This is a genomic window from Pseudomonas sp. NFX98 (genome assembly GCF_047784845.1).
Lineage (GTDB): Bacteria > Pseudomonadota > Gammaproteobacteria > Pseudomonadales > Pseudomonadaceae > Aquipseudomonas.
The window spans coordinates 94,132-118,038 of the sequence record NZ_JBLNNF010000014.1; the positions used below are offsets into that span (position 1 = coordinate 94,132).

Annotated in this window: 17 protein-coding genes; 9 read left to right on the forward strand and 8 right to left on the reverse strand. The window is 58.0% G+C overall.

Annotated elements, in window-relative coordinates:
- Positions 1–292 precede the first annotated feature (292 nt).
- Positions 293–2,731, reverse strand: a complete 2,439-nt coding sequence (locus ACM110_RS19420) for a Lon protease family protein (RefSeq protein WP_416129033.1) — start codon at positions 2,729–2,731, stop codon at positions 293–295.
- Between the two features lie 276 nt (positions 2,732–3,007).
- Here ACM110_RS19420 and ACM110_RS19425 point away from each other — a divergent pair, with 276 nt between their 5' ends.
- The 3 genes from ACM110_RS19425 to ACM110_RS19435 all read left to right on the forward strand — a co-directional run bounded on the left by ACM110_RS19425 (position 3,008) and on the right by ACM110_RS19435 (position 6,165).
- Positions 3,008–3,496: a DUF3015 domain-containing protein gene (locus ACM110_RS19425; protein ID WP_008058249.1), complete on the forward strand. Its 489-nt coding sequence runs from the start codon at positions 3,008–3,010 to the stop codon at positions 3,494–3,496.
- A 123-nt stretch (positions 3,497–3,619) separates the two neighbouring features.
- Positions 3,620–5,473 (forward strand): DUF4105 domain-containing protein, encoded by a 1,854-nt coding sequence (locus tag ACM110_RS19430; RefSeq protein WP_416129034.1) that lies wholly within the window; start codon positions 3,620–3,622, stop codon positions 5,471–5,473.
- Positions 5,474–5,670: 197 nt separating this feature from the next.
- Complete coding sequence (locus ACM110_RS19435; RefSeq protein WP_416129035.1) at positions 5,671–6,165, forward strand: GreA/GreB family elongation factor; 495 nt, start codon at positions 5,671–5,673, stop codon at positions 6,163–6,165.
- Here the strand turns inward: ACM110_RS19435 and gdhA are convergent.
- Together gdhA and ettA are read right to left on the reverse strand one after the other, a co-directional pair.
- Complete coding sequence (gene gdhA / locus ACM110_RS19440) at positions 6,162–7,499, reverse strand: NADP-specific glutamate dehydrogenase (RefSeq protein ID WP_416129036.1); 1,338 nt, start codon at positions 7,497–7,499, stop codon at positions 6,162–6,164. The two genes, ACM110_RS19435 and gdhA, sit on opposite strands and share 4 nt — an antisense overlap.
- A 371-nt stretch (positions 7,500–7,870) precedes the next feature.
- Positions 7,871–9,535, reverse strand: coding sequence for an energy-dependent translational throttle protein EttA (ettA, locus tag ACM110_RS19445; protein ID WP_338583173.1), 1,665 nt, complete (start codon positions 9,533–9,535; stop codon positions 7,871–7,873).
- A 389-nt stretch (positions 9,536–9,924) separates the two neighbouring features.
- Between ettA and ACM110_RS19450 the strand changes: the two genes are divergently transcribed.
- From ACM110_RS19450 to ACM110_RS19475, 6 genes are all read left to right on the forward strand, one after another.
- Positions 9,925–13,671, forward strand: coding sequence for an EAL and GGDEF domain-containing protein (locus tag ACM110_RS19450; RefSeq protein ID WP_416129110.1), 3,747 nt, complete (start codon positions 9,925–9,927; stop codon positions 13,669–13,671).
- Positions 13,672–13,920: 249 nt separating this feature from the next.
- The gene (gene glyA, locus ACM110_RS19455; protein ID WP_416129037.1) at positions 13,921–15,174 is read left to right on the forward strand and encodes a serine hydroxymethyltransferase; all 1,254 of its coding nucleotides are present in this window, start codon (positions 13,921–13,923) and stop codon (positions 15,172–15,174) included.
- 241 nt (positions 15,175–15,415) lie between these two features.
- Positions 15,416–15,958: a hypothetical protein gene (locus tag ACM110_RS19460; RefSeq protein WP_416129038.1), complete on the forward strand. Its 543-nt coding sequence runs from the start codon at positions 15,416–15,418 to the stop codon at positions 15,956–15,958.
- Between the two features lie 289 nt (positions 15,959–16,247).
- Positions 16,248–17,561 (forward strand): C4-dicarboxylate transporter DctA, encoded by a 1,314-nt coding sequence (locus ACM110_RS19465; protein ID WP_217873180.1) that lies wholly within the window; start codon positions 16,248–16,250, stop codon positions 17,559–17,561.
- Positions 17,562–17,627: 66 nt separating this feature from the next.
- Positions 17,628–18,332, forward strand: a complete 705-nt coding sequence (locus tag ACM110_RS19470) for a FadR/GntR family transcriptional regulator (RefSeq protein WP_416129039.1) — start codon at positions 17,628–17,630, stop codon at positions 18,330–18,332.
- A 24-nt stretch (positions 18,333–18,356) separates the two neighbouring features.
- On the forward strand, positions 18,357–19,058 hold the full coding sequence (locus tag ACM110_RS19475; RefSeq protein ID WP_416129040.1) for a GntR family transcriptional regulator: 702 nt from the start codon (positions 18,357–18,359) through the stop codon (positions 19,056–19,058).
- Here the strand turns inward: ACM110_RS19475 and ACM110_RS19480 are convergent.
- The 5 genes from ACM110_RS19480 to ACM110_RS19500 form a co-directional block, all read right to left on the reverse strand.
- Complete coding sequence (locus tag ACM110_RS19480) at positions 18,985–20,514, reverse strand: lanthionine synthetase LanC family protein (protein ID WP_416129041.1); 1,530 nt, start codon at positions 20,512–20,514, stop codon at positions 18,985–18,987. The genes ACM110_RS19475 and ACM110_RS19480 overlap by 74 nt on opposite strands.
- On the reverse strand, positions 20,496–22,109 hold the full coding sequence (locus ACM110_RS19485) for a DUF4135 domain-containing protein (RefSeq protein WP_416129042.1): 1,614 nt from the start codon (positions 22,107–22,109) through the stop codon (positions 20,496–20,498). Before ACM110_RS19485 ends, ACM110_RS19480 begins: the two co-directional genes overlap by 19 nt.
- Positions 22,110–22,167: 58 nt before the next feature.
- A complete protein-coding gene (locus ACM110_RS19490) occupies positions 22,168–22,317 on the reverse strand; it encodes a hypothetical protein (protein WP_416129043.1) in 150 nt (49 codons plus the stop codon).
- Between the two features lie 300 nt (positions 22,318–22,617).
- On the reverse strand, positions 22,618–23,589 hold the full coding sequence (gene yjiA / locus ACM110_RS19495) for a GTPase (RefSeq protein ID WP_416129044.1): 972 nt from the start codon (positions 23,587–23,589) through the stop codon (positions 22,618–22,620).
- 120 nt (positions 23,590–23,709) lie between these two features.
- The gene (locus tag ACM110_RS19500) at positions 23,710–23,907 is read right to left on the reverse strand and encodes a YbdD/YjiX family protein (RefSeq protein ID WP_007895266.1); all 198 of its coding nucleotides are present in this window, start codon (positions 23,905–23,907) and stop codon (positions 23,710–23,712) included.

Consider the following 23,907-nt stretch of genomic DNA (forward strand, 5'->3'; position numbering starts at 1 on the left):
GACCCTCGGTAGATCCGGTATTCAGCCTCCACGGGAAGACTGTTTCGATCCAGTGATTACTGTCCCTGTCCTTGAGCAGAGAATAGAAGAAAAGTGCGGGATGCAGGCCATTCGATACCAGAAGGCGCCGAATGGTCATTGTGTGAATATTGACGCCAGAGTGATGGCGTTTTCGGACTGTATAGATCACCTGTAGGAGCCGAGCTTGTTCGCGATAACGGACGTTCGGTCACCACAGGCGTTGAATGTCAGTCCGTCATCGCGAGCAAGCTCGGCTCCTGCAGGTTATGCATCAAGCAGGCTTGGCCTCGACCAGCGCCTCGACCGCCATCTCCTTCTCAGCCTCTTTCAGATCTTCCTCACTGATCATTTCCGCAATGACCCGCAAGCGCTCCACCACCCGCGCGTTGACGCTGCCTTCAGGGAACTCGCCGTTCTCGTCCGGCTCGCCCGCCGGCTCGCCGACCAGCAGACTCAAGGCCTCATCAGCCTGGCGTACCGCGTAGACATGGAACTGCCCTGCACGCACCGCCGCCAGCACTTTCTCGTCGAGCATCAACGTAGCGACGTTGGCCTGCGGAATGATCGCGCCCTGCTCGCCGGTCAGCCCGCGCGCTTCACAGAGGCGGAAGAAGCCTTCGATCTTCTCGTTGACCCCACCCACGGCCTGCACTTCACCGAACTGGTTGATCGAGCCGGTAATCGCAAAGCACTGCTTGAGCGGGGTTTTCGACAAGGCCGAAATCAGCGTGCACGCCTCGCCCAGAGAGGCGCTGTCGCCATCCACATAACCGTAGGACTGCTCCAGGGCGATACTCGCGGAAATCGCCAACGGGAATTCCTGGGCGTAACGGCTGCCCAGATACCCGGTGAGGATCATCACGCCTTTGGAGTGGATCGGCTGACCGAGGTTGACCTCACGCTCGATGTCGACGATGCCGCTGCCACCCGGGTACACCGTGGCGGAAATCCGCGCCGGTACACCGAAGGCCGAATCGCCGACTTCCAGCACCGTCAAACCGTTGCACTTACCGACCGCCGCACCATCGGTGTCGATCAGGATGATCCCGGCCAGCATGTCATCGAGAATCCGCGCCGACACGCGCCCAGTACGGGTGGCCTTGGCCTTCAGCGCACGTTCGATGTGCCCGGCATCGGTCATCTCGTCACCCGCCAGATGGCGAATGAAGTCCGCCTCGCTGACCAGTTGGAACAGGTCGCCAATCCGCGCCGACAACCGCCCCTGATGCTCGGCCAGACGCGCGCTGTACGTTGCCAGACGTGCCACCGCATCGGCGGTCAACGGCGCCATGCCTTCTTCGGACGTACGGGTTTTGAGCAACTGGGCGAACTGCTCCAGGCTCTCGTCGACCATCGGGATGTCTTCGTCGAAATCCACCAGGACGCGGAACATCTCCTGGAAGTCCGGATCGAGGTCTTGTAGCGTGTAATAGAGCTGACGGGCGCCGATGATCACGACTTTGACCTGCAGCGGAATGTGCTGCGGGTTCAGCGTGACGGTGGCGAAACGACCCATTTCACCGAGCGGCGATTCCATTTTCAGCTTGCGCGATTGCAGGGCGCGTTTCAGCGCGTCCCACACGAACGGCTCGCTGAGCATTTTTTCCGCTTCGAGGATCAGGAAACCGCCGTTGGCGCGGTGCAGCGCACCCGGTCGCAATTGTCGATACGTGGTGTACAGCGCGCCCTGATCGGTGCTGTATTCGATACGGCCGAACAGGTTTTCGTAGGTCGGGTGCGGTTCGAACACCACCGGCGCACCGCCGCTGGCCGAATGACCGACCACCAGGCTCGGCGCGTATTGCTCTTCCAGCAATTTGCGGGCGACGGCGTCGGTCTTGCTGTCGTCCACCAGTTGCTCGACCACGGTCTTGAGCAGATACACCTGCATCGCTTGCAGGTAACCGCACACCGCCGCGTTCTCGGCGTACTTCTCCGACAACGGCGAGAGCAATGGCTGCAAGGCCAGGGTGATGGTTTCTTCGTTGAGGTGGCGCAGTTGATTGCTCGACTCACGCTTCCATTGCGGCAGGCTGGCGAGTTCTTCGTTCAAGCGCTCTTCGAGGGACGAGATGTCCTCATGGAAACGCTCGCGCTCGGCTTCCGGCAACTGGGCGAATTCCGCTTCGTCGAGAGCCTTGCCTTCAAGCATCGGGGTGAACGCGATGTTGCTCGCATCGCGGTACAACGCAACGTCCTTTTCCAGGGCCAGACGCTCGATGATATCCAGAGCCTTGTCGTAGCGCTGGTTGAAGGCGCGGTCGATGGCGCTCTTTTTCTGCTGATAGGACGGGTGCTCGAAAACGGCTGGGAAAGTTGCCAGCAGGTTGTCGATCAAACCGTTGATATCACCAATGAAATTACCGGCGGTACCCGACGGCAGCTCCAGTGCGCGTGGTTCGCGCGGCTCATCGAAATTATTGACGTAGACCCAGTCCGCCGGGGTCTGCAGGCGTTTGCCTTCGGCTTTAAGGTAGCGCTTGACGAACGAAAACCGGCCGGTGCCGGGCTCGCCCATGACGAACACGTTGTAACCGGGGCGTGGCATGGCCACACCGAACTGCAAGGCTTCGACAGCACGTTCCTGGCCAAGCACACCGCGAAAGGGCTCCAGATCATTGGTGGTAGAGAAGCTGAACTGTTCAGCGGAAAACGGACGGGTCAGCGCTTCGGGCGCTAGACGCAAGCTGGCAGCAACAGGATCAGGCATCGGGCTTCCTTAGATCAGGCGGGGCAGATAGCGGCATTCTGGCGCTGCCTGTACCTGACTGGCAAGGAGCGCCTCAGGCCAAAGCATAGACAAGTCATGCCGCCGCTGCGGGCGTGCGCCAAATCACTGTTTCCAGCAAATGTTTTGCAAAAAATCACGGAACCGCGCGATCGTGCCTAAACTCCAAACTGCGCGGCTGGACTAATAACCGGCCCACTGGCACCGGAACGGGCCAGATCCCTTGTCCATTGGTACGCACATAAAGAGAACAAAGCTATGAAACGGATTCTTCTCGGTACTCTCTTCACCGCTGTATCCATCAACGCCATGGCTCAGGCGCCAGGCGGCCCGGATTGCGGTTGGGGCAACATGCTGTTCGAAGGTCAGCGTGGCACCCCGGCTCACTTCCTGGCATCCACCACCAACGGCACTTCCGGCAACGCAACCTTCGGTATGACCTCCGGTACCAACGGTTGCTCGACCAACGCGTCGCTGACCTATGGCGGCAAATCCTGGTTTGCCATGAATGGCATGATGAACGAGCTGTCCGAAGATATGGCCAAAGGTCAGGGCGAAGCGCTGACCACTTACGCCGTGGTACTGGGCGTGGCGCCGGAAGACCGTGCGCACTTCGCCGCCGTCACTCACGAGCACTTCCAGCAGATCTTCAGCAAGGCTGACGTGACTGCCGAAGATGTGCATACCAACACCCTGGCCGTTCTGAAGAACGATCCTCGTCTGGCCAAGTACGCCACTCAGGCATAAGCTCGACCCGCCCCGCTTCTTTCGGGAAGCGGGTTTTGTTTTTTGGACCTGCCCTCGTCGGGAAATGCCAATCAGGCATTAACCGCGCCGGGTCTTTATCTTTTTCCTGTTTAAGTTGCCACTATGCTCAAACGCCTTGCCTGGCTGGCGCTCTGTGTCTGCGCCCCGCTGTCCGCCGCGCCTCACATCGACCCTCAACGTTTGCAGCAACTGGCCAACGACCCTTTCTGGATCTCCCTGGGCCATTACGAAACCGCCAAGCTCGGCGGCTGGCGCAGCTATGTCAGCGACCCGAAATTCTTCCTAGCTACCGATGGCAACGAACATCCCGACCATGAGCTGGCCGCTACCGTGCAGGCCTTGTACGCGCCGGCGAGTGCCGGTGAGCAGCACGCCCAATGCGTTTACCCCGCCCGCACGCGTTGGCTCAAGGCACAATTGAATCTGACCGATTTGCCGACACTGGACTGCGCCGAGTTCAAGCAGTGGTTCAAGGACGTCTCGCCCCACAGCGCGGTGATGATCTTCCCGGCCGCCTATTTGAACAGTCCATCGTCGATGTTCGGCCACACCCTTTTGCGCATCGATCAGGCGGACGTGCAGAGCGACAAGACTTCGCTGCTCAGTTACGCGATCAACTTTGGCGCCTACATCGAAGGCTCGGACAACAGCATCCTTTACGCCTGGAAAGGCTTGATGGGCGGCTATCCGGGGCTGTTCGCGCTGGTGCCGTACCAGGAAAAGCTCTCGGAATACCGCAGCCTGGAAAACCGCGACCTGTGGGAGTACCGGCTGAACCTGACACAAGCAGAAACCGCGCGCATGGTCGAGCACGTCTGGGAGTTGAAGCAGATCAAGTTCGATTACTTCTTCTTCGACGAAAACTGCTCCTATCGCCTGCTGGAACTGCTGCAAGTGGCCCGCCCGAGCCTGCGCCTGACCGAACAATTCCCGCTGACCGCCATCCCGACCGATACCGTCAAAGCCGTGAAAGAGGCCGGGCTGGTGGAATCGATCCAGTACCGCCCTTCCCGTGAGCGGGAATTACTCAGCCGCGCTGAGCCATTGAACCCGGAAGAGCAGCAATGGGTGCTGAAAGTCAGCGCTGACCAAAAGCAATTGCAAACACCGGAATTCAAGGCACTGCCTCGCGACCGTCAGGCGCTGATCATCGATGCGGCCTATCGCCTGGAACGCTACCGCGCCAACGGTCAGGAGCGTGATCCGGCGCGAGCGCAACGCAGCTTCGAACTGCTGCGGGCGATCAACCAGAACCCGGCGCCGGAACTGGATATCCCGCAACCAGGCCTGCCTGAAGATGGTCACGAATCCCGCACGTGGCAGGTCGGTGTCGGCACCCGCGGCGACCGTGCGTTCGGCGAATACGGCCTGCGCATGGCCTATCACGACCTCAACGACAATTCGGAAAGCTTCCCCCTCGGCGCACAGATCGAAATCCTGCAACTGAAGCTGCGCCAATACGAAGGCAATGATTGGCAGGTGCAGCAACTGGACCTGGCAACCATTCGCTCCCTGACCCCGCGCAATGAGTTGCTGCAACCGCTGTCGTGGCAGGTCACCGGTGGCCTGGAGCGAGTGCCGGGCAAGCACGACGACGAAACCCTGGTCAGCCACGTCAACGGCGGCGGCGGTGGAACCTGGCAACTGGCTGACGACATGCTCGGTTTTGCCTTGGGCACTGTGCGTGTGGAGCACAACAATGACTTCGCCGAATTCATTTCACCGGCGGCGGGTTTCAACACAGGTCTGCTGTGGAAAAACCCGCTGGGCAACTTGAGCCTGGAAACCAAAGGCGATTTTTTCACCAATGGCGAAGTGCGCCGGTCGATCAGTTTGAATCAGCAATGGGAGCTGTCACGCAACCTGGGCTTGCGCTTGAGTGCGCAGCGCGAATTCAGCCATTTGGCGACGCCCGAGAACGAAGTGATGCTTGAGGTGAAGTGGTATCACTATTGACCCAAATACACCGCAACCCCTGTAGGAGTGAGCCTGCTCGCGATAGCGCAACTTCAGTCGATATCGCAGTTGGCTGATAAACCGCCATCGCGAGCAGGCTCGCTCCTACAGTAGTTTTGTGGTGTTGAATGGGGACAGACATCCGCCGAAACTAAAAGCCTGCAACCATGGCCCAATTCCTATAACGGGAGAAATCCATGAGTCGGGCATTCGTCAACGAAGATAACGCCGCCGCGCAAGCCGATCAGCCGGTCGAACGGCAGGTCAGTGCGCAACCCAACTACGTCACCCCGCAAGGCCTGAGCCTGTTGCAGGAAAAGGTGGCTGAGCTGCAAGCCTTGCATGCCGAGCAAACAGCCAAGGGCGAACAGGCGGACAAACAACGCCTGGCCGATCTCGAACGGGATCTGCGCTACTTCAAGCAGCGGCTGGGCAGCGCGCAAGTGGTGCCGGTTGCGACGTCTACCGAAAAAGTGCAGATCGGTAGCTGGGTGACTTATGCCGATGAGCACGACAGCGAACGCCGCGTGCAACTGGTAGGTGAAGATCAGGCCGATGCGGCCCATGGCCTGATCAATTGGGGCTCGCCTCTCGGTCGGGCGTTACTCGGCGCACAACTCAATGATGAAGTGCTGTGGCAACGCCCGGCCGGCGATCAGCTGATCGAGATCATCCGCATCGAACCGGCTTAAACCACGCCTTGGGCCAGCATCGCATCGGCGACTTTGACGAAGCCGGCGATGTTCGCGCCTTTGACGTAATTGACTTGACCGTTCTCCTCACCGTAGTGCACACAGGCGTGGTGGATCGACTGCATGATCGCGTGCAGCTTGCTGTCCACTTCACCGCCGGTCCACAGCAAGCGCATGGCGTTCTGCGACATCTCCAGACCGCTTACGGCAACGCCACCGGCGTTGGACGCCTTGCCCGGTGCGAACAAGGTGCCCGCTTCGATGAACAGGTCCACGGCTTCCAGCGTGGTCGGCATGTTCGCGCCCTCGGCCACACAGATGCAGCCGTTGCGCAGCAACGCACGCGCCGCCTCGGCATCCAGTTCGTTTTGCGTGGCACATGGCAGTGCGATATCGCAGCTCAGCCCCCACGGATGTTGACCGGCGCAGAACTCCAGGCCGAAACGCCCGGCCAGTTCACTGATGCGCCCGCGCTGGACGTTTTTCAATTCCAGCACCGCTTGCCATTGCGCTTCGGTCAAACCGCTTTCGCAGTACAGCGTGCCTTCGGAATCCGACAGCGAAATCACTTTGCCACCCAGGTCCATGACCTTACGTGCAGCATATTGCGCGACATTGCCGGAGCCGGAGATCGCTACGCGCTTGCCCTCGACCGTCAGGCCACGACGCTTGAGCATTTCTTCAGCGAAGTACACGCAGCCGAAACCGGTGGCCTCCGGACGAATCAGGCTGCCGCCGTAGCTCGGGCCTTTGCCGGTCAATACGCTGGTGAACTGGTTGCTCAGGCGCTTGTATTGTCCGAACAGGAAACCGATTTCGCGCGCACCGACGCCGATGTCACCGGCGGGCACGTCAACGTCGGCGCCGATGTGACGGTACAACTCACTCATGAAGGCCTGGCAGAAGCGCATGACTTCCGCATCGCTTTTACCTTTCGGATCGAAGTCCGAACCGCCCTTGCCGCCGCCCATTGGCAGCGAAGTCAGCGAGTTTTTGAAAGTCTGCTCGAACGCGAGGAATTTCAATACGCCGAGGTTCACCGAAGGATGGAAGCGCAACCCGCCCTTGTACGGGCCGATGGCGCTGTTCATCTGGATGCGGAAACCGCGATTGACCTGCACCTTGCCGTGATCATCGACCCAGGAAACCCGAAACACGACCGCCCGCTCCGGCTCGCAGATGCGCTCAAGAATGCCCGAGGCCAGGTAGTGCGGATTGGCTTCGAGAAACGGCCATAGGCTGCGCAAGACCTCTTCGACGGCCTGGTGGAATTCAGGTTGATCCGGGTCGCGTTTTTTCAGGCGGGCAAGGAAGGATTCGACGGATTCGATCATGGAAAAGTCTCGGCAAATTTATTGTCGTTGGGAGAGATTGGGCCGGACTTTAACAAACGGGTCGCGCACAAGAACAGAGCAGAATGTCGCATTTGTGAAATTAAATGGTGCACAGGATATAAATTAACCCGGAGTTTTGGACTTTTTGCACCTGAATAGGGAGCGCAGATCCAAGTTATGCACCAACAGTTACACCGTCATCGCTGGCAAGCCAGCTCCCACAGTGTCTGCGGTGATTAAGGGTTCAGGGCATGACACAAATCCTGTGGGAGCTGGCTTGCCAGCGATGAATTCAACTCGGTACTCCTGAAAAAACCGGGCAAAAAAAAACGGAGCCCGAAGGCTCCGCGCTTTATGCAACCAACCCGAAATCAGGCCAGTTTTTTATGCCGTACACGATGCGGCTGGGCAGCTGCTTCGCCGAGACGCTTTTTGCGATCGGCTTCGTATTCGGTGTAGTTGCCTTCGAAGAACACCGCTTGCGAGTCGTCTTCGTACGCCAGGATGTGCGTCGCGACGCGGTCCAGGAACCACCTATCGTGAGAGATCACAATGGCGGCGCCCGGGAAGTCCAGCAGGGCTTCTTCCAGGGAACGCAGGGTTTCAACGTCGAGGTCGTTGGACGGTTCGTCGAGCAGCAAGACGTTACCGCCCTCCTTCAGGGTCAGGGCCAGGTGCAAGCGACCGCGCTCACCACCGGACAGGTCCTTGACGAACTTCTGCTGATCGCCACCCTTGAAGTTGAAGCGACCGACGTAGGTACGCGACGGGATCTCGTAGTTGCCGATGCGGATCTGGTCGGAGCCATCGGAGATCTGCTGGAACACGGTCTTGCTGCCGTCCAGGTCTTCGCGGCTCTGGTCGACGCAGGCCAGTTGCACGGTTTCGCCGACTTCGATGCTGCCCGAATCCGGAGTTTCCTTGCCCATCAGCATGCGGAACAGGGTCGACTTACCGGCACCGTTACCGCCGATCACGCCAACGATGGCGCCTTTCGGCATGGAGAACGACAGGTTGTCGATCAGCACGCGATCGCCATAGCCCTTGGTGACGTTCTTGAATTCGATGACCTTGTCGCCCAGGCGTGGACCGGCCGGGATGTAGATCTCGTTGGTTTCGCTGCGCTTCTGGAATTCCTGCGATTGCATTTCTTCGAAGCGTTGCAGACGAGCCTTGGATTTCGACTGGCGGGCCTTGGCGCCTTTGCGCACCCACTCCAGTTCTTCCTTCATGGCTTTTTCGTGGGCCGACTGCTGCTTGGATTCGGCAGCCAGACGATCGGACTTGGCTTCCAGCCAACCCGAATAGTTGCCCTCGTAAGGAATGCCCGCGCCGCGGTCGAGTTCCAGAATCCAGCCAGCAACGTTGTCCAGGAAATAACGGTCGTGCGTGATCGCTACCACGGTGCCCGGGAAGTCGTGCAGGAAGTGCTCCAGCCAGGCGACGGAATCGGCGTCCAGGTGGTTGGTCGGTTCGTCGAGCAGCAGCATGTCCGGTGCGGACAGCAGCAGACGGCACAGGGCCACACGGCGTTTTTCACCACCGGACAGGACTTCGATCTTGGCATCCCAGGCCGGCAGACGCAGCGCATCGGCGGCGACTTCCAGTTGACGATCGAGGTTGTGACCGTCGCTGGCTTGCAGGATCGCTTCGAGCTTGGCCTGTTCGGCGGCCAGTTTGTCGAAGTCAGCGTCTTCTTCAGCGTAAGCCGCGTAGACCTCGTCCAGGCGCGCTTGGGCGTTCTTGATGACGCTGACCGCTTCCTCGACCACTTCACGCACGGTCTTGGTCGGGTCAAGTTGTGGCTCTTGCGGCAGATAACCGATGTTCAGCTCAGGCATCGGACGGGCTTCGCCTTCGAACTCGGTGTCGACGCCGGCCATGATTTTCAGCAGCGTGGATTTACCCGAACCGTTGAGGCCGAGCACGCCGATCTTGGCGCCCGGGAAGAACGACAAGGAGATGTTTTTCAGGATTTCCCGCTTCGGCGGAACAACTTTGCCCAGCCGATGCATGGTGAATACGTATTGAGCCATGGAGAACCTTGGGTCAGTGACTGATGAATGAATAGAGCGCAGGCGAAGCCCGGGCCAGACCATGCGCGTTGACCGCTTAGTTGGAGACCAAAGCGTGCGCGCTGAAAAAGTCTGAGTTTAGGAGCTGGAACGCTCCCGCGTAACCGGCAAAGCTACCTTAATGACAGAAGGCCGTCCAGCCGAGCGGGGCTGGCACTTTGCCACAACTCAAGGCATGCTAGCCGCCCTTCGGGCGTCCGGCTTATAGTGCACGTCGCGCCAGTCCAGCCAAACCGCAGGATTACAGCTTGTCCAATGTCCCTTCGCCCTTGACCACCCGTGCACCGACAGCGGCGTCCGGTTCGCCCCTGCGCGGAACACTCAAAGGTGCGCTGGCGACCCTGGTGCTGATGCTGCTCGCACTGCTGTTCTGGCAACTGCTGGATCAGCTACGCGAAACCCAGAAAAACCAGCGTCAGCACACCATCGACTACACCGCCAACCTGGCCGCGCAAGTCAGCCAGAACATGGCGCTGAATGCGCAGATCGCCATGAACCTGCTACCGATCGTCGAACAGCCGCAAAGTACCGACGAACAGCAGGAGCTGCTGCGCAAGCTGCAAAAGTCCTTGCCTGACCTGACCAGCCTGGCCCTGCTCAGCCCTTCCGGCACGATCATCACGGACAGCGCGGCGAATAGCGAAGACGCCGACTACCTGAGCGAACTGGTCCGGCGCAGCCGTGCCCAGCCTCACTATTTCAGCAATGCCATCGATGGTTCGATGGTGCATCTGTTGCTGCATCAAGCCAGCGGCAGCACCCGTGGCTATTGGGCTTTGCGTTTCAAACCGACATTTTTTTCGTCCCTGACCAAACTGAACGAAGCCGATGGCCGTCCACAGTGGCTGGTGGAAAACCGCTTCAACCACCAGATCATCAGCCGCGATGAAGCGCTGCCATTGGTCAACCCCGGCACGCTGACCCAGGATGACCTGAGTAACAGCGTGCTGACCGTTCCGCTGAGCGGCAGCGACTGGCAACTGCGCGGGCTGTTCGATCGCCAGCGCGTACTCGAAGAACTGCTGCCGGCCTTCATCGGCAAATGCCTGCTGGGCCTGGCCTTTTCCATGTTGCCGTTCATCGTATTGCTGAACATGCGCCGGCGTCAGCGTCAGTTGCATGAAGGTCGTCGGCGCTATCAGGAGATTTTCGAAGGCACCGGCGTTGCGCTGTGCGTGCTCGACATGTCCGGCCTCAAGAGTGTGTTCGGCAAGGGCCAGATGCAGAGCAACAATCAACTGCAAACGTGGCTGGCAGTTCCGGAGCAGCGCCAACAGTTGTTGCAGGCGCTGCGCATTACCGAGGTCAATCAGGTCGCGTTGCAACTGCTCAACGTCAACACCTCCGATCACGCCTGGAAACTGCTGATCGACGGCAACCCGCTGGACGGCAGCGCTATCGGCAATCAAGTGCTCGAAGCGCTGCTCAACCAGCAGAAAAAGCTTGAACTGGAAATCCGGCTCCAGGACGCCGCCGGCGATGACCAGCACCTGTGGCTGGTGCTGCGCCTGCCGGAAAGCCCTGAAGACTATAAGGCGGTGATCCTGAGCATCACAGACATCACCAGCCGCAAGCTCATCGAGTTGTCGCTGCAAGAGCGTGAAGGATTCTGGTCCGATGTGGTGCGCACCGTGCCCGATCACCTGTATGTGCAGGACGTGATCAGCCAGCGCATGATCTTCAGCAACCACCATCTGGGCCAGACACTCGGTTACAGCCGTACCGAGCTGCACCAGATGGGCGAGTATTTCTGGGAAATCCTGCTGCATCCCGACGATGCCGACTACTACCACCGCTCGCGCCAGAGCCAGCGACAAGGTGGCTACAGCCAATTGATGCAATGCCAGTTGCGCTTCCGTCACCGCGATGGTGAATGGCGCCGTTTCGATATTCGCGAACAGGCCCTGGCGCGGGACAAGAACGATCAGGTGACCCGCATCATCGGCGTGGCCAAGGACGTCACCGAACAGATCGAAGCCAGTGAGTCCCTGCGCGACAGCGAGCAGCGCTACCGGATGCTCGCCGAAAGCATCAGCGACGTGATTTTTTCCACCGACAACCGCATGACGCTCAATTACGTCAGCCCGTCGGTGCAAGCCGTGCTGGGTTACGACGCCGAGTGGATTTTCCAGAACGGCTGGCAATCGACCATCGCCAACCCGCAGCAACTGGCCGGTATCTACACGCTGATGGAGCGGGTCAGCAAAGCGCTGGATCACCCCGAGCAACTGGCACTGTTGCGCAATCAGGTGCAGACCCAGTTGTTCCTGTTCGATTGCTTGCGGGCCGATGGGCGCAAGATTCCGATCGAGCTGCGGCTGGTACTGGTCTGGGACGAGCACGGCGCATTCGAAGGCGTACTCGGGGTCGGTCGCGACATCAGCCAGCAGCGTCGCGCCGAAAAAGATCTGCGCATGGCCGCCACGGTATTCGAACACTCGACCTCGGCGATCCTGATTACTGACCCCGCCGGCTACATCGTCCAGGCCAACGAAGCTTTCAGCCGCGTCAGCGGTTATGCGGTGGAACAGGTGCTCGACCAGTTGCCGAACATGCTGACCGTTGACGAGCAGCAGGAAGCCCATCTGCGCTACGTGCTCAAGCAACTGAACCAGAACAGCACCTGGGAAGGTGAAGTCTGGCTCAAGCGCCGCAATGGCGAACATTACCCGGCCTGGGTCGGCATCACCGCCGTACTGGACGACGAAGGCGATCTGGCCAGTTACGTGTGCTTCTTCAGCGACATCAGCGAGCGCAAGGCCAGTGAGCAACGCATTCACCGCCTCGCCTATTACGACGCGCTGACGCACCTGCCCAACCGCACGCTGTTCCAGGATCGCCTGCACACCGCGTTGCAAGCGGCCGAACGGCAGAAGTCGTGGGTGGTGCTGATGTTCCTCGACCTCGACCGTTTCAAACCGATCAACGACTCCCTGGGCCACGCCGCCGGCGACCGCATGCTCAAGGAAATGGCCACGCGCCTGCTCGGTTGCGTCGACGATGACGACACCGTGGCGCGCATGGGCGGCGACGAATTCACCTTGCTCCTGCAACCACGGGCCAACCGTGAAATTGCCTTGAACCGGGCGATTCACGTGGCCGAACAGATTCTCGCCAGTCTGGTGAAACCGTTCGTGCTCGAAGGCCGCGAGTTCTTTGTCACGGCCAGTATCGGCATCGCCCTGAGCCCCCAGGACGGCAACGAACTCAGCCAGTTGATGAAAAACGCCGACACCGCGATGTACCACGCCAAGGAGCGCGGCAAGAACAACTTCCAGTTCTATCAGGCGGACATGAACGCCAGCGCCCTGGAGCGTCTGGAGCTGGAAAGCGACTTGCGTCACGCGCTGGAGCAGAACGAGTTCGTCCTGTATTACCAGCCGCAATTCAGCGGCGATGGCAAACGTTTGACTGGCGCCGAAGCGCTACTGCGCTGGCGCCACCCGCGTCGCGGCCTGGTGCCGCCGGGGGATTTCATTCCGGTGCTCGAAGAGCTCGGGCTGGTGGTGGATGTCGGTGACTGGGTGATCAGCGAAGCCTGCCGTCAGCTCAAGACCTGGCATCAGGCCAAGGTGCGCGTGCCGAAGGTGTCGGTGAACATTTCCGCGCGGCAGTTCTCCGACGGCCAGCTCGGTACGCGGATCGCCACCATCCTCAAGGAAACCGGTCTGCCGCCGGCGTGCCTGGAGCTGGAACTGACCGAAAGTATCCTGATGCGCGAAGTCAGCGAGGCGATGCAGATTCTCGACGGTTTGAAAAACCTCGGCCTGAGCATTGCGGTCGACGACTTCGGCACAGGCTACTCATCGCTCAACTACCTCAAGCAGTTCCCGATCGACGTGCTGAAAATCGACCGCACCTTCGTCGATGGCCTGCCGTCGGGTGAACAGGATGCGCAAATTGCCCGGGCGATCATTGCCATGGCCCACAGCCTCAACCTGGCGGTGATCGCCGAGGGCGTGGAAACTCAAGAGCAGCTGGATTTCCTCAGGGAACACGGTTGCGATGAGGTTCAGGGGTATCTGTTCGGGCGGCCGATGCCGGCGGACAAGTTCGAAGTGCAGTTCAGCGATGATGCGCTGTTCATGTTTGACTGAAGTATTTCAGCGAGGCAGCTGGCCTCATCGCTGGCAAGCCAGCTCCCACAGTGACTTGCTGTGGACCAATATTTTTGGGGCGAAGCACGGACATTGTGGGAGCTGGCTTGCCAGCGATGGGGCCGGCACAGACACCGCATGTCAGTCATGAAGCCCACTTGTCTGCGACATGATGTCCTTTCATATGCCTTCCAAAACCCGTTGGGGTAGAATGCCCCCCTTTTCTGCCCCCGATCCTTGAGGACCGCCATGTTCAGCCGTGATTTGACTATTGCCAAGTACGACGCCGATCTCTTTGCCGCCATGGAGCAAGAAGCTCAGCGCCAGGAAGAGCACATTGAGCTGATCGCTTCGGAAAACTACACCAGCCCTGCGGTGATGGAAGCTCAAGGCTCGGTACTGACCAACAAGTACGCCGAAGGCTACCCGGGCAAGCGCTACTACGGTGGTTGCGAGTACGTCGACATCGTCGAGCAACTGGCCATCGACCGTGCAAAACAACTGTTCGGCGCTGATTACGCCAACGTTCAGCCGCACGCCGGCTCGCAAGCCAACAGTGCCGTTTACCTGGCCCTGCTGTCGGCAGGCGACACCATCCTGGGCATGAGCCTGGCCCACGGCGGTCACCTGACCCACGGTGCCAGCGTTTCGTCCTCCGGCAAGCTGTACAACGCCGTCCAGTACGGCATCGACGCCAACGGCCTGATCGACTACGACGAAGTCGAGCGCCTGGCGGTCGAGCACAAACCGAAAATGATCGTGGCCGGTTTCTCTGCTTACTCGCAGATTCTGGACTTCCCGCGCTTCCGCGAAATCGCCGACAAGGTTGGCGCTTATCTGTTCGTCGACATGGCCCACGTGGCCGGTCTGGTCGCCGCTGGCGTCTACCCGAACCCGGTTCCATTCGCTGACGTCGTGACCACCACCACCCACAAGACCCTGCGCGGTCCACGTGGCGGCCTGATCCTGGCTCGCGCCAACGCCGACATCGAGAAGAAGCTGAACTCCGCCGTATTCCCGGGCGCCCAGGGTGGCCCGCTGGAGCACGTGATCGCTGCCAAGGCGATCTGCTTCAAGGAAGCACTGCAGCCTGAGTTCAAGACTTACCAGCAACAAGTGGTGAAAAACGCCCAGGCCATGGCCAGCGTATTCATCGAGCGCGGTTTCGACGTGGTTTCCGGCGGTACTGAAAACCACCTGTTCCTGCTGTCGCTGATCAAGCAGGAAATCTCCGGTAAAGATGCCGACGCCGCTCTGGGCAAAGCGTTCATCACCGTGAACAAGAACTCCGTGCCAAACGACCCACGCTCCCCGTTCGTCACCTCCGGCCTGCGCTTCGGCACCCCGGCTGTGACCACTCGCGGCTTCAAGGAAGCAGAGTGCAAGGAACTGGCTGGCTGGATCTGCGACATCCTGGCTGACCTGAACAACGATGCGGTGATCGACGCCGTTCGTGAGAAGGTCAAGGCTATCTGCAAGAAGCTGCCGGTGTACGGCGCTTAATAAGCCCGCTAAACCGTCGTTAAAAAACCGGCACTTGTGCCGGTTTTTTTATGCCCGCTAGTTACACTCACCAAAAACTGAAACTTACTTACAGACAACAATACCTCTAAAGTCTTGCAACACACCAGAAGTTCAACCTTTAAACTTTAATGATAGCCTCACCCCTACAAACAACGAATAACCCGACCCACTAACAATCAATTTTCGGGGTTATTTCAACATCACGGAAGAGACAGACATCATGCAAACCACGGATGAAAACCAATCATTCACCGCTCAACTTTTTGTCAATAACAAGCCAGTTGCCCTAGCCGGCAAGGTCATTCGAAAAATGCTGGAATCCCCTGATTTTTCTGAGAAAGAGAAGGATGTCCTGAAGAAGCAACTCGACCTGTACGCAGATATTCTTCTGAGTTACGCAGAGGACATAACCCCAGAAACGTTCCTCTTCGCTTATCAGGACGATGTCTACACAATCAAGATTGAGGATCGTGACGGCAACTTCAAAAACACTGTAAGTATGGAAGGCGAATTACGTAACCTGTCGGTCTTTGACGGTAATGATCCCACTTACTTTCGCATCATTAACAGCTTGGGCGAGAGTGCGAAACTGGATGACCTGCAAGACGAAGTCAACAAAGTCCGCCTGCATACCGGCCCGCAGCGCCGGGAAGTACTGACCTATGGCCAGTCCCCAAACTTTCCAATTCTCACCGACAAGGAACGACGCGGCAAACTCGTCTTCTTCGATCTAAAAATCATCAATCGCGATGTTTCCCTGTAAGACCATCGATTGAATGCTCTGCGAGAGCATGATCTGAAAAAACCGACCAGCGATGGCCGGTTTTTTTCTGCCCGGGAAAAATTTCCAGCCACCCAAACGCTCAAGGTCGGGGCATTCAACCCAACTGGTAAGACCGGTCATGCCAATCGTGCAATTTTTGCTTGCGATCCTCCGAAAACAGGGCCTAGACTTTGCCTGCACTGGACATACCGGTAAGACCATAATAATTAAGTCCTGAAGCTGATGCACTCTGCGCACGGCAGCCAGGACACCGACCAGGATTCCTCTCATGCTCAGATGGTGCTCGCGTTCAATCTTCCTCCAAGTGGTTCTCGGACTGGTGCTCGGCATCGTCTGCGGGCTGACCCTTCCCGAATACTCCGCTCAGCTCAAACCGCTCGGTGACGGTTTTATCAAGCTGATCAAAATGCTCATCGGCCTGATTGTGTTCTGCGTCGTGGTCAGCGGCATCAGCGGTGCCGGCGACCTGAAGAAGGTTGGCCGCATCGGCCTCAAATCGGTGATCTACTTTGAAATCCTCACCACCATTGCGCTGGTGATCGGTCTGGTGTTCGCCTTCAGCACCGGGATCGGCAGCGGCGCGAACATTCATCTGGAGCAGCTTTCCGCCGCCGACATGGGCGATATCGCCCAGCGCGGCCAGCACATGCACACCACCACGCAGTTCCTGATGGACCTGATTCCGACCTCGGTCATTGGCGCCTTCGCCGACAACAACATCCTGCAAGTCCTGCTGTTTTCGGTGCTGTTCGGCAGTGCGCTGAATCTGGTGGGCGAAGCGGCGTCGGGCATTTCACGGTTGATCAATGAGCTGAGCCACGTGATCTTCCGCATCATGGGCATGATCGTGCGTCTGGCACCGATCGGCGTGTTCGGTGCGATCGCTTTCACCACCAGCAAATATGGCCTGGACTCGCTGCAGCACCTGGGCAGCCTGGTCGGTCTGTTTTACCTGACCTGCATAGCCTTCGTGACGCTGATTCTCGGCCTAGTCATGCGCCTCTCCGGTTTGAAGATGTGGCCGTTGCTCAAGTACCTGCGTGAAGAACTGCTGATCGTCATGGGCACTGCTTCGTCCGACGCCGTGTTGCCACAAATCATGCGCAAGCTTGAGCATCTGGGCATCGGCAGTTCGACGGTCGGGCTGGTGATTCCTACCGGTTACTCGTTCAACCTCGACGGTTTCTCGATCTACCTGACCCTGGCCATCGTGTTTATTGCCAATGCCACCGGCACGCCGCTGGCAATGACGGACCTGCTGACGATTCTGTTGGTGTCGCTGATCACCTCTAAAGGCGCGCACGGTATTCCCGGCTCGGCGCTGGTGATTCTGGCCGCGACACTGACCGCGATCCCGGCGATTCCGGTGGTGGGTCTGGTGTTGGTGCTGGCCGTGGACTGGTTCATGGGCATCGGCCGGGCGCTGACCAACCTGATCGGCAACTGTGTGGCGACCGTGGCCATTGCCCGCTGGGAAAAAGACATCGATGTGCAGCGGGCGAACAAGGTACTTTCCGGCCAGGTGGGTTATACCTTCCAGCCGCGTAAACCGGTGGCCCCGGCGCATCAGCAGGAATTTTGAACAAACGCCGTGCCTGCTCCCGGCAGGCACGGCCAACAAACGTGATGGATGCTCATGGAGCGAACAGTGATTACCTCGTCGACCGTTGTAAATTCAGTCGTGGAAAAACTTCGGGCCGCGCTGGCCCGTGGTCAGTGGCGTTCCGGCGAAATGCTGCCGGGGCAACGTGAGCTGGCCGAACAACTGGGCATCAGCCGCCCGAGCCTGCGTGAAGCGGTCACCGTGCTGGAAACCCTCGGTCTGGTGCGCTCGATGCCGGGCAAAGGCGTGGTGGTGCTCGAAGCCAATCTCGCCGACAGCCAGGCGCATGAAAGCGCAGTGGCCGCGGCGAGCCTGGAAGACGTGCTGCAACTGCGCTACACCCTCGAACCGTTCATCGTTGGCCTGGTGGCGCAATCCATCAGCAGCAAGGAAGTCGGGCAACTGCGCCTGACCCTGATGGACATGCGCGAAGCCCTGGAAGCCAACGACAGTGAAGCCGGCGTGAATGCCTACATCGCCTTCCACGAAGAGCTGTTCACGCTGACGTCGAATCCGATCTTCCAGAGTGTGGTCCAGCAAACCAGCAATGCCCTCAAGCAGAGCGCCGAGGTGTTGCGCAACTCCCCGGAACATCTGGCTGAGCGTCTCGAAGAGAACGAAGCGGTGGTGCGGGCGATCCGCAGCAAGAACAGCGCCCTGGCCAGTGCCGAGATGCGCCGGCACATTCTTCGGGAAGGCCAGCGGATGGGCATCGAGTTGAACATCCCGGAAGACCATTTCGGCAGTTGAACACTTGCAAAGCGGAGACAGGCCATGAATAGCTTAGCCTTGGCGCAATACAGTCGTGAAACACCGGCGGCCCTGCCCTTTTGCCGTGCTCGTCACGACAAGTCCCTGGTGGACGACCTCTATCCACAGGTATTCGATGCGATTCTTGAACAGCGCATTTCAGCGTCCAGTCGCTTCACCGAAGAAAGCCTGGGACAAATGTTCAGCGCTAGCCGCAGCCATGTACGCCGGGTGCTGACACGCCTGTCCCATGAGCAGATCGTTATTTTGCGCCCGAATCATCGTCCACAAATCGCAGCACCGGCCCCCGAACAAACTCGCCAAATACTCCACGCGCGCCGCCTCACTGAAACCACGCTCATCCAGCTCGCCTGCCAGCAACCACGCCCGGCTGCAGTCAAAGCGCTGTATTCCCTGATCGGCAATTACCGGCAAAAGCAGGCTTGCGGCCAGCACGGAGCGGCGATCCGCCTGTCTGGTGAGTTTCACCTGCAACTGGCCGACATGGCGGGAAACGCACCGTTGGCGCACTTCCTTGGCAGCCTGGTGCCGATGACGTCATTGGCGATCGCCCAATGTGATCAACGGATTGTCTGTGACCTCGCCGGGCAAGCGCACATCGCCATTGTCGAAGCCATGGAGCGGGCCGACATCAACGCAGCAGTTCGGCTGGTGACACAGCACCTGGCTGATCTTGAGCAACAGTTACTGGGTTCGACTGCATGAAGGTCAACGCCAGGACATCAGGCACTGTTGGATTGAGCGCACACAACAGTGCCTGACCAACACCTGCCAATCCCAGCATCATTCCGAGTACCGGTACGCTGTCTTGCCCCATGAAATCTTCGTTGAAGAAACTCTCGGCCACTCCAGACAATGCCTGCAAGCTCCGCTCAATACCCAGGCTGTTTCCATCACGACGGTAGAGCGACAGCATGCACAGCAGATTGCCGAAATCACCGTGGCACAGGCTGTAACCGCAACCGAGGCCATGCCGCCAGAGATTGCTTTCGCAGGTGCGAATGTCCTCTTCCACCAACTCCACATGCCCGGCACTCAAAACCCCTTCAAGCGCGTGCTTGAGTTGCAACCTGGAAATCAGGATTCCGGCGTCACCGTGGCACCACTTGGTCATATGCGCGAGCTCCGATGGCTCACGTAAATCCCGCCAGAAACCATGTGCCGTCTGGCGGTTTTCGTCTTCCAGCAGGTCAACCATCAATACAACCAGCGTCGCGTCTTTTGTCACCTCGTATACCTTGGCCAGCGCCTGGAGAACGCCGGAAATCCCATGGGAGAATCCAGTGAGTAGCGGTGTTACGCAGGCCTTGCGCAAAAACCGCCCGTCTTCTTTCACCAGTTCCGCCCGAATGGCTGCGGAGTACCTTTCGATCAATGGGATCAGCCGTTGTCGCGGCTGAAGCTGATAGAGGTTCACCAACAACGTGACGGTCCCGCACCAGCCGTTGAGGAAGTCGAACTCGTCTCCTTGTTGTGGAAAGCCCTCAAGTTTGAGTAGCAACTCATCAATCGTCGTCGCGTGAATATCCCGACCCGTCACCTGCTGGTGATTAACCAGCACATAGAGATACGACGCCAGACCGAAATACGCACTGACCGCCATGTCACTGTCAAAATGCTCGCGGGATCTGGCCATCGAGTCGACAATTTGATCCGCCCTGAGCAGGTGCTCAGTCTGGCCGCTGACTCGGTACAGACTCATGTAAAAAACCGCCAGTCCGCCCATCCCGCTGTACAGACTATTGGTCATCGGCGAGAGATAACTGCGCCGGGTGGTCGGATGGGTGTTGAGGAAAGTCCACGCCACATCCCCTTCTTCGCCATCGATTCTCAACCGCTCGATGGCGTCTGCCACTTTCAAAGCGCCTGCCAGATACGGCGTCGCCTGCATGCCTGGCACGTCTCGACTGACATGCCGTCTATTCATGGGCGAGGCTCCATTGCCCGAAGGAAACAGACACTCCTTCAAGATGAGCAACTGGAATGTTTTGTTGCCTGGGGAAAGCGAGCTCAACTTTCGCCGGCAACTCTCCAAGGGACTCTCGATCTCGAGTGAGGCGACAAAAGCACCATGAGCATTGAACAGGTCGCTCGACGCGATCGGCATGGTGAAACTGGGGATATTGGCGCGCTCCAGATCGATCAACTCATGGCTGGCCACATTTTTTTTAGTGATTCGTTGGGTTCAGACCACAACGTCGCCAGCAGCAGTTGCCGCTGAAGCATGCACTGCGTGAAACGTGGGTGCAGCGTCAGTTCGATGAAATCGATATAGCGCTGGGTATTCTTGATCAACACACGTGTTTTCAACAGCGCGGCGTGCTGATGAATCAGCTCCAGTATCGCCGCCTGATGTTTCATGACCTCATCGTAGGCAAATCCAAAACCCTCAAGAAATTCGCCTTGATAGTTATCCAGTGAATATTGCGCGCCCTCGAAAATCGGCAGGTGTTTGACGAGCGGCGTTTTGTCGACCTTGATCCGTTTCAAATGAAAGAAACCTTGCTCGCGGATCAACTGCCTTGCCGTGGTGGTGAACTGTTTCTGAGCCGTCAGGCCACTGAAATCATTTTCAGAATCGGGAGAGTAGGGAACAAAGCCCGTCGAAAACACTGACTGGCTGTTGAACTTCAGGGTTTTGAACAACGCACCGGTGTTGGGCAAATCGCCCTGCAGATCGATCATCGAGGCGGTCAACAGACACTCAAGGTCGATTAGAACCGGGCTACTCCCACAGGCGATGATATTTTCGTAGTGAAAGTCGATTCCGTTCAGCGCGTGAACAAGCGCGATCTGCGCCCCCATCCGTCGATAGAACAAGGCCAGTTCGGCGTTTTTTTCGCAGGCGTGATTGTCGACTTTTTCGATCCAGCAGTGATCGTCGTGGCTCACCATTGACGGGGTTTTGGCAGAGAAACACTCGTCCGCGGTTTTCCGGTGCAACAGCATCAGTAGCGAACTATAGAGCTGCGCTTCCCGATTACTTCTCGGCTTATAGACCAGCGATGTACCTGCGACCCGGACGGCGCAAACCGTTTCGCCGTCAGCGTGAGGATCGCCCAACCCGAGTTCGATCGAGTCGATTCGACGGTCGGGCAGATCGAACACCTGCATGAGCACATCAGCATCGTCAGCAAAATGGAAGATGATTTTGTACAGGTAAGCCGTTGTGCCTTCCAAATGTCGAATGAGCAAGTCGGCCAGTACCGGATAAGCCTCCAGGATCGGACCTGTTGCGCCGGCATTCAAGTAATGCTCGAAGCTTTCCAGGTCTGTTTCCACGCCCTCTGATATTCGTGTATTGAGACAATGTACAAGTGACTTTTCGGACAGACGTTTGATACTGGTTAAAACATAGGGCCTGAGACTTGAAAGCAACGATCCGGCATCAAAATGATTGCTAGCCTCTACATATCTAGCGTCACTTTTAAACACACACTCAAAGTAACCAAGCAAGGCCTCATAAAAACCTTCAAAGGTTTCACGGCTTGCGCTGCTATTGTTACCAGCCTTAGCCAGTGAACCAATAAGATGAATCTTTCTTTCAAACTCTTCCAGTGTCGAGTATTTACTTTCTCGCTTGGACTGCTTTCCAAACCAATGAATCAAGTCGGATTTACCCAACCCGAAATAGCGCGTAACGGCAAGATCATCCTTATGCAACATATGCAGGGTACTGCACAGAGCATCGACATCGACGTCACGACCTGCACCCGATGCCTCACGCTCTTGAAACGTCAGAATATCAGCCAGCATGCTTTGCCACCTTAACCAGCGTGGCGGGTCGAGAGACCCGCCACATGTTACGAGAGGCTTAGCAGCCGAACGTGCAGCCCAGGCTTTCGCAAGTGATTGCAGTAGTCGCCATCACCTCAAGGCCAGCCATCTTGTTGACACCTGCCTTGATGTAGGCTTCGAACTCGCTGGCGAAATCACCCGACATGTCCATAACTTGATTTTTCATAGATGTCTCCAGATATAAAATTGAGAGGCGCCTTAAGTGGCACCCGACAAAACTAACACCAGAAAACAGAAAGCGACGCACCTGAAAAGCAAACTTAATGTAACGCCACTTAACCCCGCCCCTACAGCACCAACAACCAAAGTCAATCAAACAAAAACATACTGCAATCGTTAAGCACAGATACCAATTCGAGCACCCACTAAATGCTCACTACTAAAAAGTAACAAAACCCTTCCAACTATCGCCCGACATCCATCCACACCTATTTGATGAATGCCGTGCGTCTCAATATTTAACATCTCACTCGGCCGCAACTCGGGCGAACCCTTCACGGATTTTCTCTTCCGGCAAATCATCGGCAATGAACACGATCACGCTCTCGCGTGTTTCACCCTCTGCCCACTCCGTGTCCCAGTCGAAACCGTAAAGCTTCAACACACCCTGAAACACCATGCGCCGTGGCTCGCCGAGGATGTTCAACACACCTTTGTAGCGCAGCAATTGTTTGCCGTGCTCTTCCAGAAGCTCGTTCATGAACTCACTGAGCTTGTCGATATCCAGCGGCTTGTCGGTGCGCAGCACCAGGCTGGAAATGCGGTCAATTGAAGGGGCCTGGCTCACCGGACGCAAACTCACGCCACCACCGAGGTCGGCGTTGAGATTGAAACCACGCACGTCGAGCAGCTCGGCCAGATCAATCTGACCATGGTCGACCACTCGGATTGGTGCGCGACGATTGATTCGGGTCAAGCGCTCGCTCAACGCCGTGAAAGTCGGCTCGTCTACCAGGTCGCGTTTGCTCACCAGCAAGCGGTCGGCGAAACCGATCTGCGCCTGAGCGATGGTTTGGATCAGGTGAGTCTCGGCGTGCGCCGCGTCGACCAAGGTGATGATGCCGTCGAGGATATAGCGCTCGCGCAACTCTTCATCGATGAAGAAGGTTTGCGCCACCGGTGCCGGATCGGCCAAGCCGGTGCATTCGATCACCAGACGGTCGAAGGCGATGTCGCCTTTGTCCAGGCGTTCCAGCAGCAGGTACAAGGCTTTGGTCAGGTCGGTGTGGATGGTGCAGCAGACGCAGCCGTTGGACAGCGTCATCACTTGTACCGGTTCGTCGCCCAACAGTTGGGTGTCGATGCCGGCGTCGCTGAATTCGTTTTCGATCACGGCGATTTTCAGGCCGTGTTCGGCTTTGAGCAGGTGGCGCAGCAGAGTGGTTTTGCCGGCGCCGAGGAAGCCGCTGAGGATTGTGACGGGTATTGGAGTGAGCAAAACAAAATCTCCCAAACGCTAAAAAACTGTAGGAGCACGGCTTGCCGGCGATGGCGTACTAAACATCGCCATCGCCGGAAGCCGTGCTCCTACAGTGGTGTGTCGCCTAGCCAGCGTGCATCAACAGCACTTCGGCCCACCCTTGCCACCGTAACGGGCTTCCTGACGTTCGCGGAAGAACATCTCGTAGCTCATCACCGGTTTGTCCGGGTGCTTGGTTTGCATATGCTCGACGTAGTTGTCGTAGTCGGGCATGCCGACCATCAGGCGTGCGGCCTGACCGAGGTATTTACCGAGGCGACTCAGGTCATTGAACAT

Bases quoted from the DNA above. Each gene is read 5' to 3' on its own strand.
- ACM110_RS19420 (WP_416129033.1), bottom strand. From the start codon at position 2,731: ATGCCTGATCCTGTTGCTGCCAGCTTGCGTCTAGCGCCCGAAGCGCTG.
- ACM110_RS19430 (WP_416129034.1), top strand. From the start codon at position 3,620: ATGCTCAAACGCCTTGCCTGGCTGGCGCTCTGTGTCTGCGCCCCGCTG.
- gdhA (WP_416129036.1), bottom strand. From the start codon at position 7,499: ATGATCGAATCCGTCGAATCCTTCCTTGCCCGCCTGAAAAAACGCGAC.
- ACM110_RS19450 (WP_416129110.1), top strand. From the start codon at position 9,925: ATGCTGCTCGCACTGCTGTTCTGGCAACTGCTGGATCAGCTACGCGAA.
- ACM110_RS19425 (WP_008058249.1), top strand. From the start codon at position 3,008: ATGAAACGGATTCTTCTCGGTACTCTCTTCACCGCTGTATCCATCAAC.
- ettA (WP_338583173.1), bottom strand. From the start codon at position 9,535: ATGGCTCAATACGTATTCACCATGCATCGGCTGGGCAAAGTTGTTCCG.
- glyA (WP_416129037.1), top strand. From the start codon at position 13,921: ATGTTCAGCCGTGATTTGACTATTGCCAAGTACGACGCCGATCTCTTT.
- ACM110_RS19485 (WP_416129042.1), bottom strand. From the start codon at position 22,109: ATGCTGGCTGATATTCTGACGTTTCAAGAGCGTGAGGCATCGGGTGCA.
- ACM110_RS19490 (WP_416129043.1), bottom strand. From the start codon at position 22,317: ATGAAAAATCAAGTTATGGACATGTCGGGTGATTTCGCCAGCGAGTTC.
- ACM110_RS19475 (WP_416129040.1), top strand. From the start codon at position 18,357: ATGAATAGCTTAGCCTTGGCGCAATACAGTCGTGAAACACCGGCGGCC.
- ACM110_RS19460 (WP_416129038.1), top strand. From the start codon at position 15,416: ATGCAAACCACGGATGAAAACCAATCATTCACCGCTCAACTTTTTGTC.
- ACM110_RS19500 (WP_007895266.1), bottom strand. From the start codon at position 23,907: ATGTTCAATGACCTGAGTCGCCTCGGTAAATACCTCGGTCAGGCCGCA.
- ACM110_RS19435 (WP_416129035.1), top strand. From the start codon at position 5,671: ATGAGTCGGGCATTCGTCAACGAAGATAACGCCGCCGCGCAAGCCGAT.
- ACM110_RS19465 (WP_217873180.1), top strand. From the start codon at position 16,248: ATGCTCAGATGGTGCTCGCGTTCAATCTTCCTCCAAGTGGTTCTCGGA.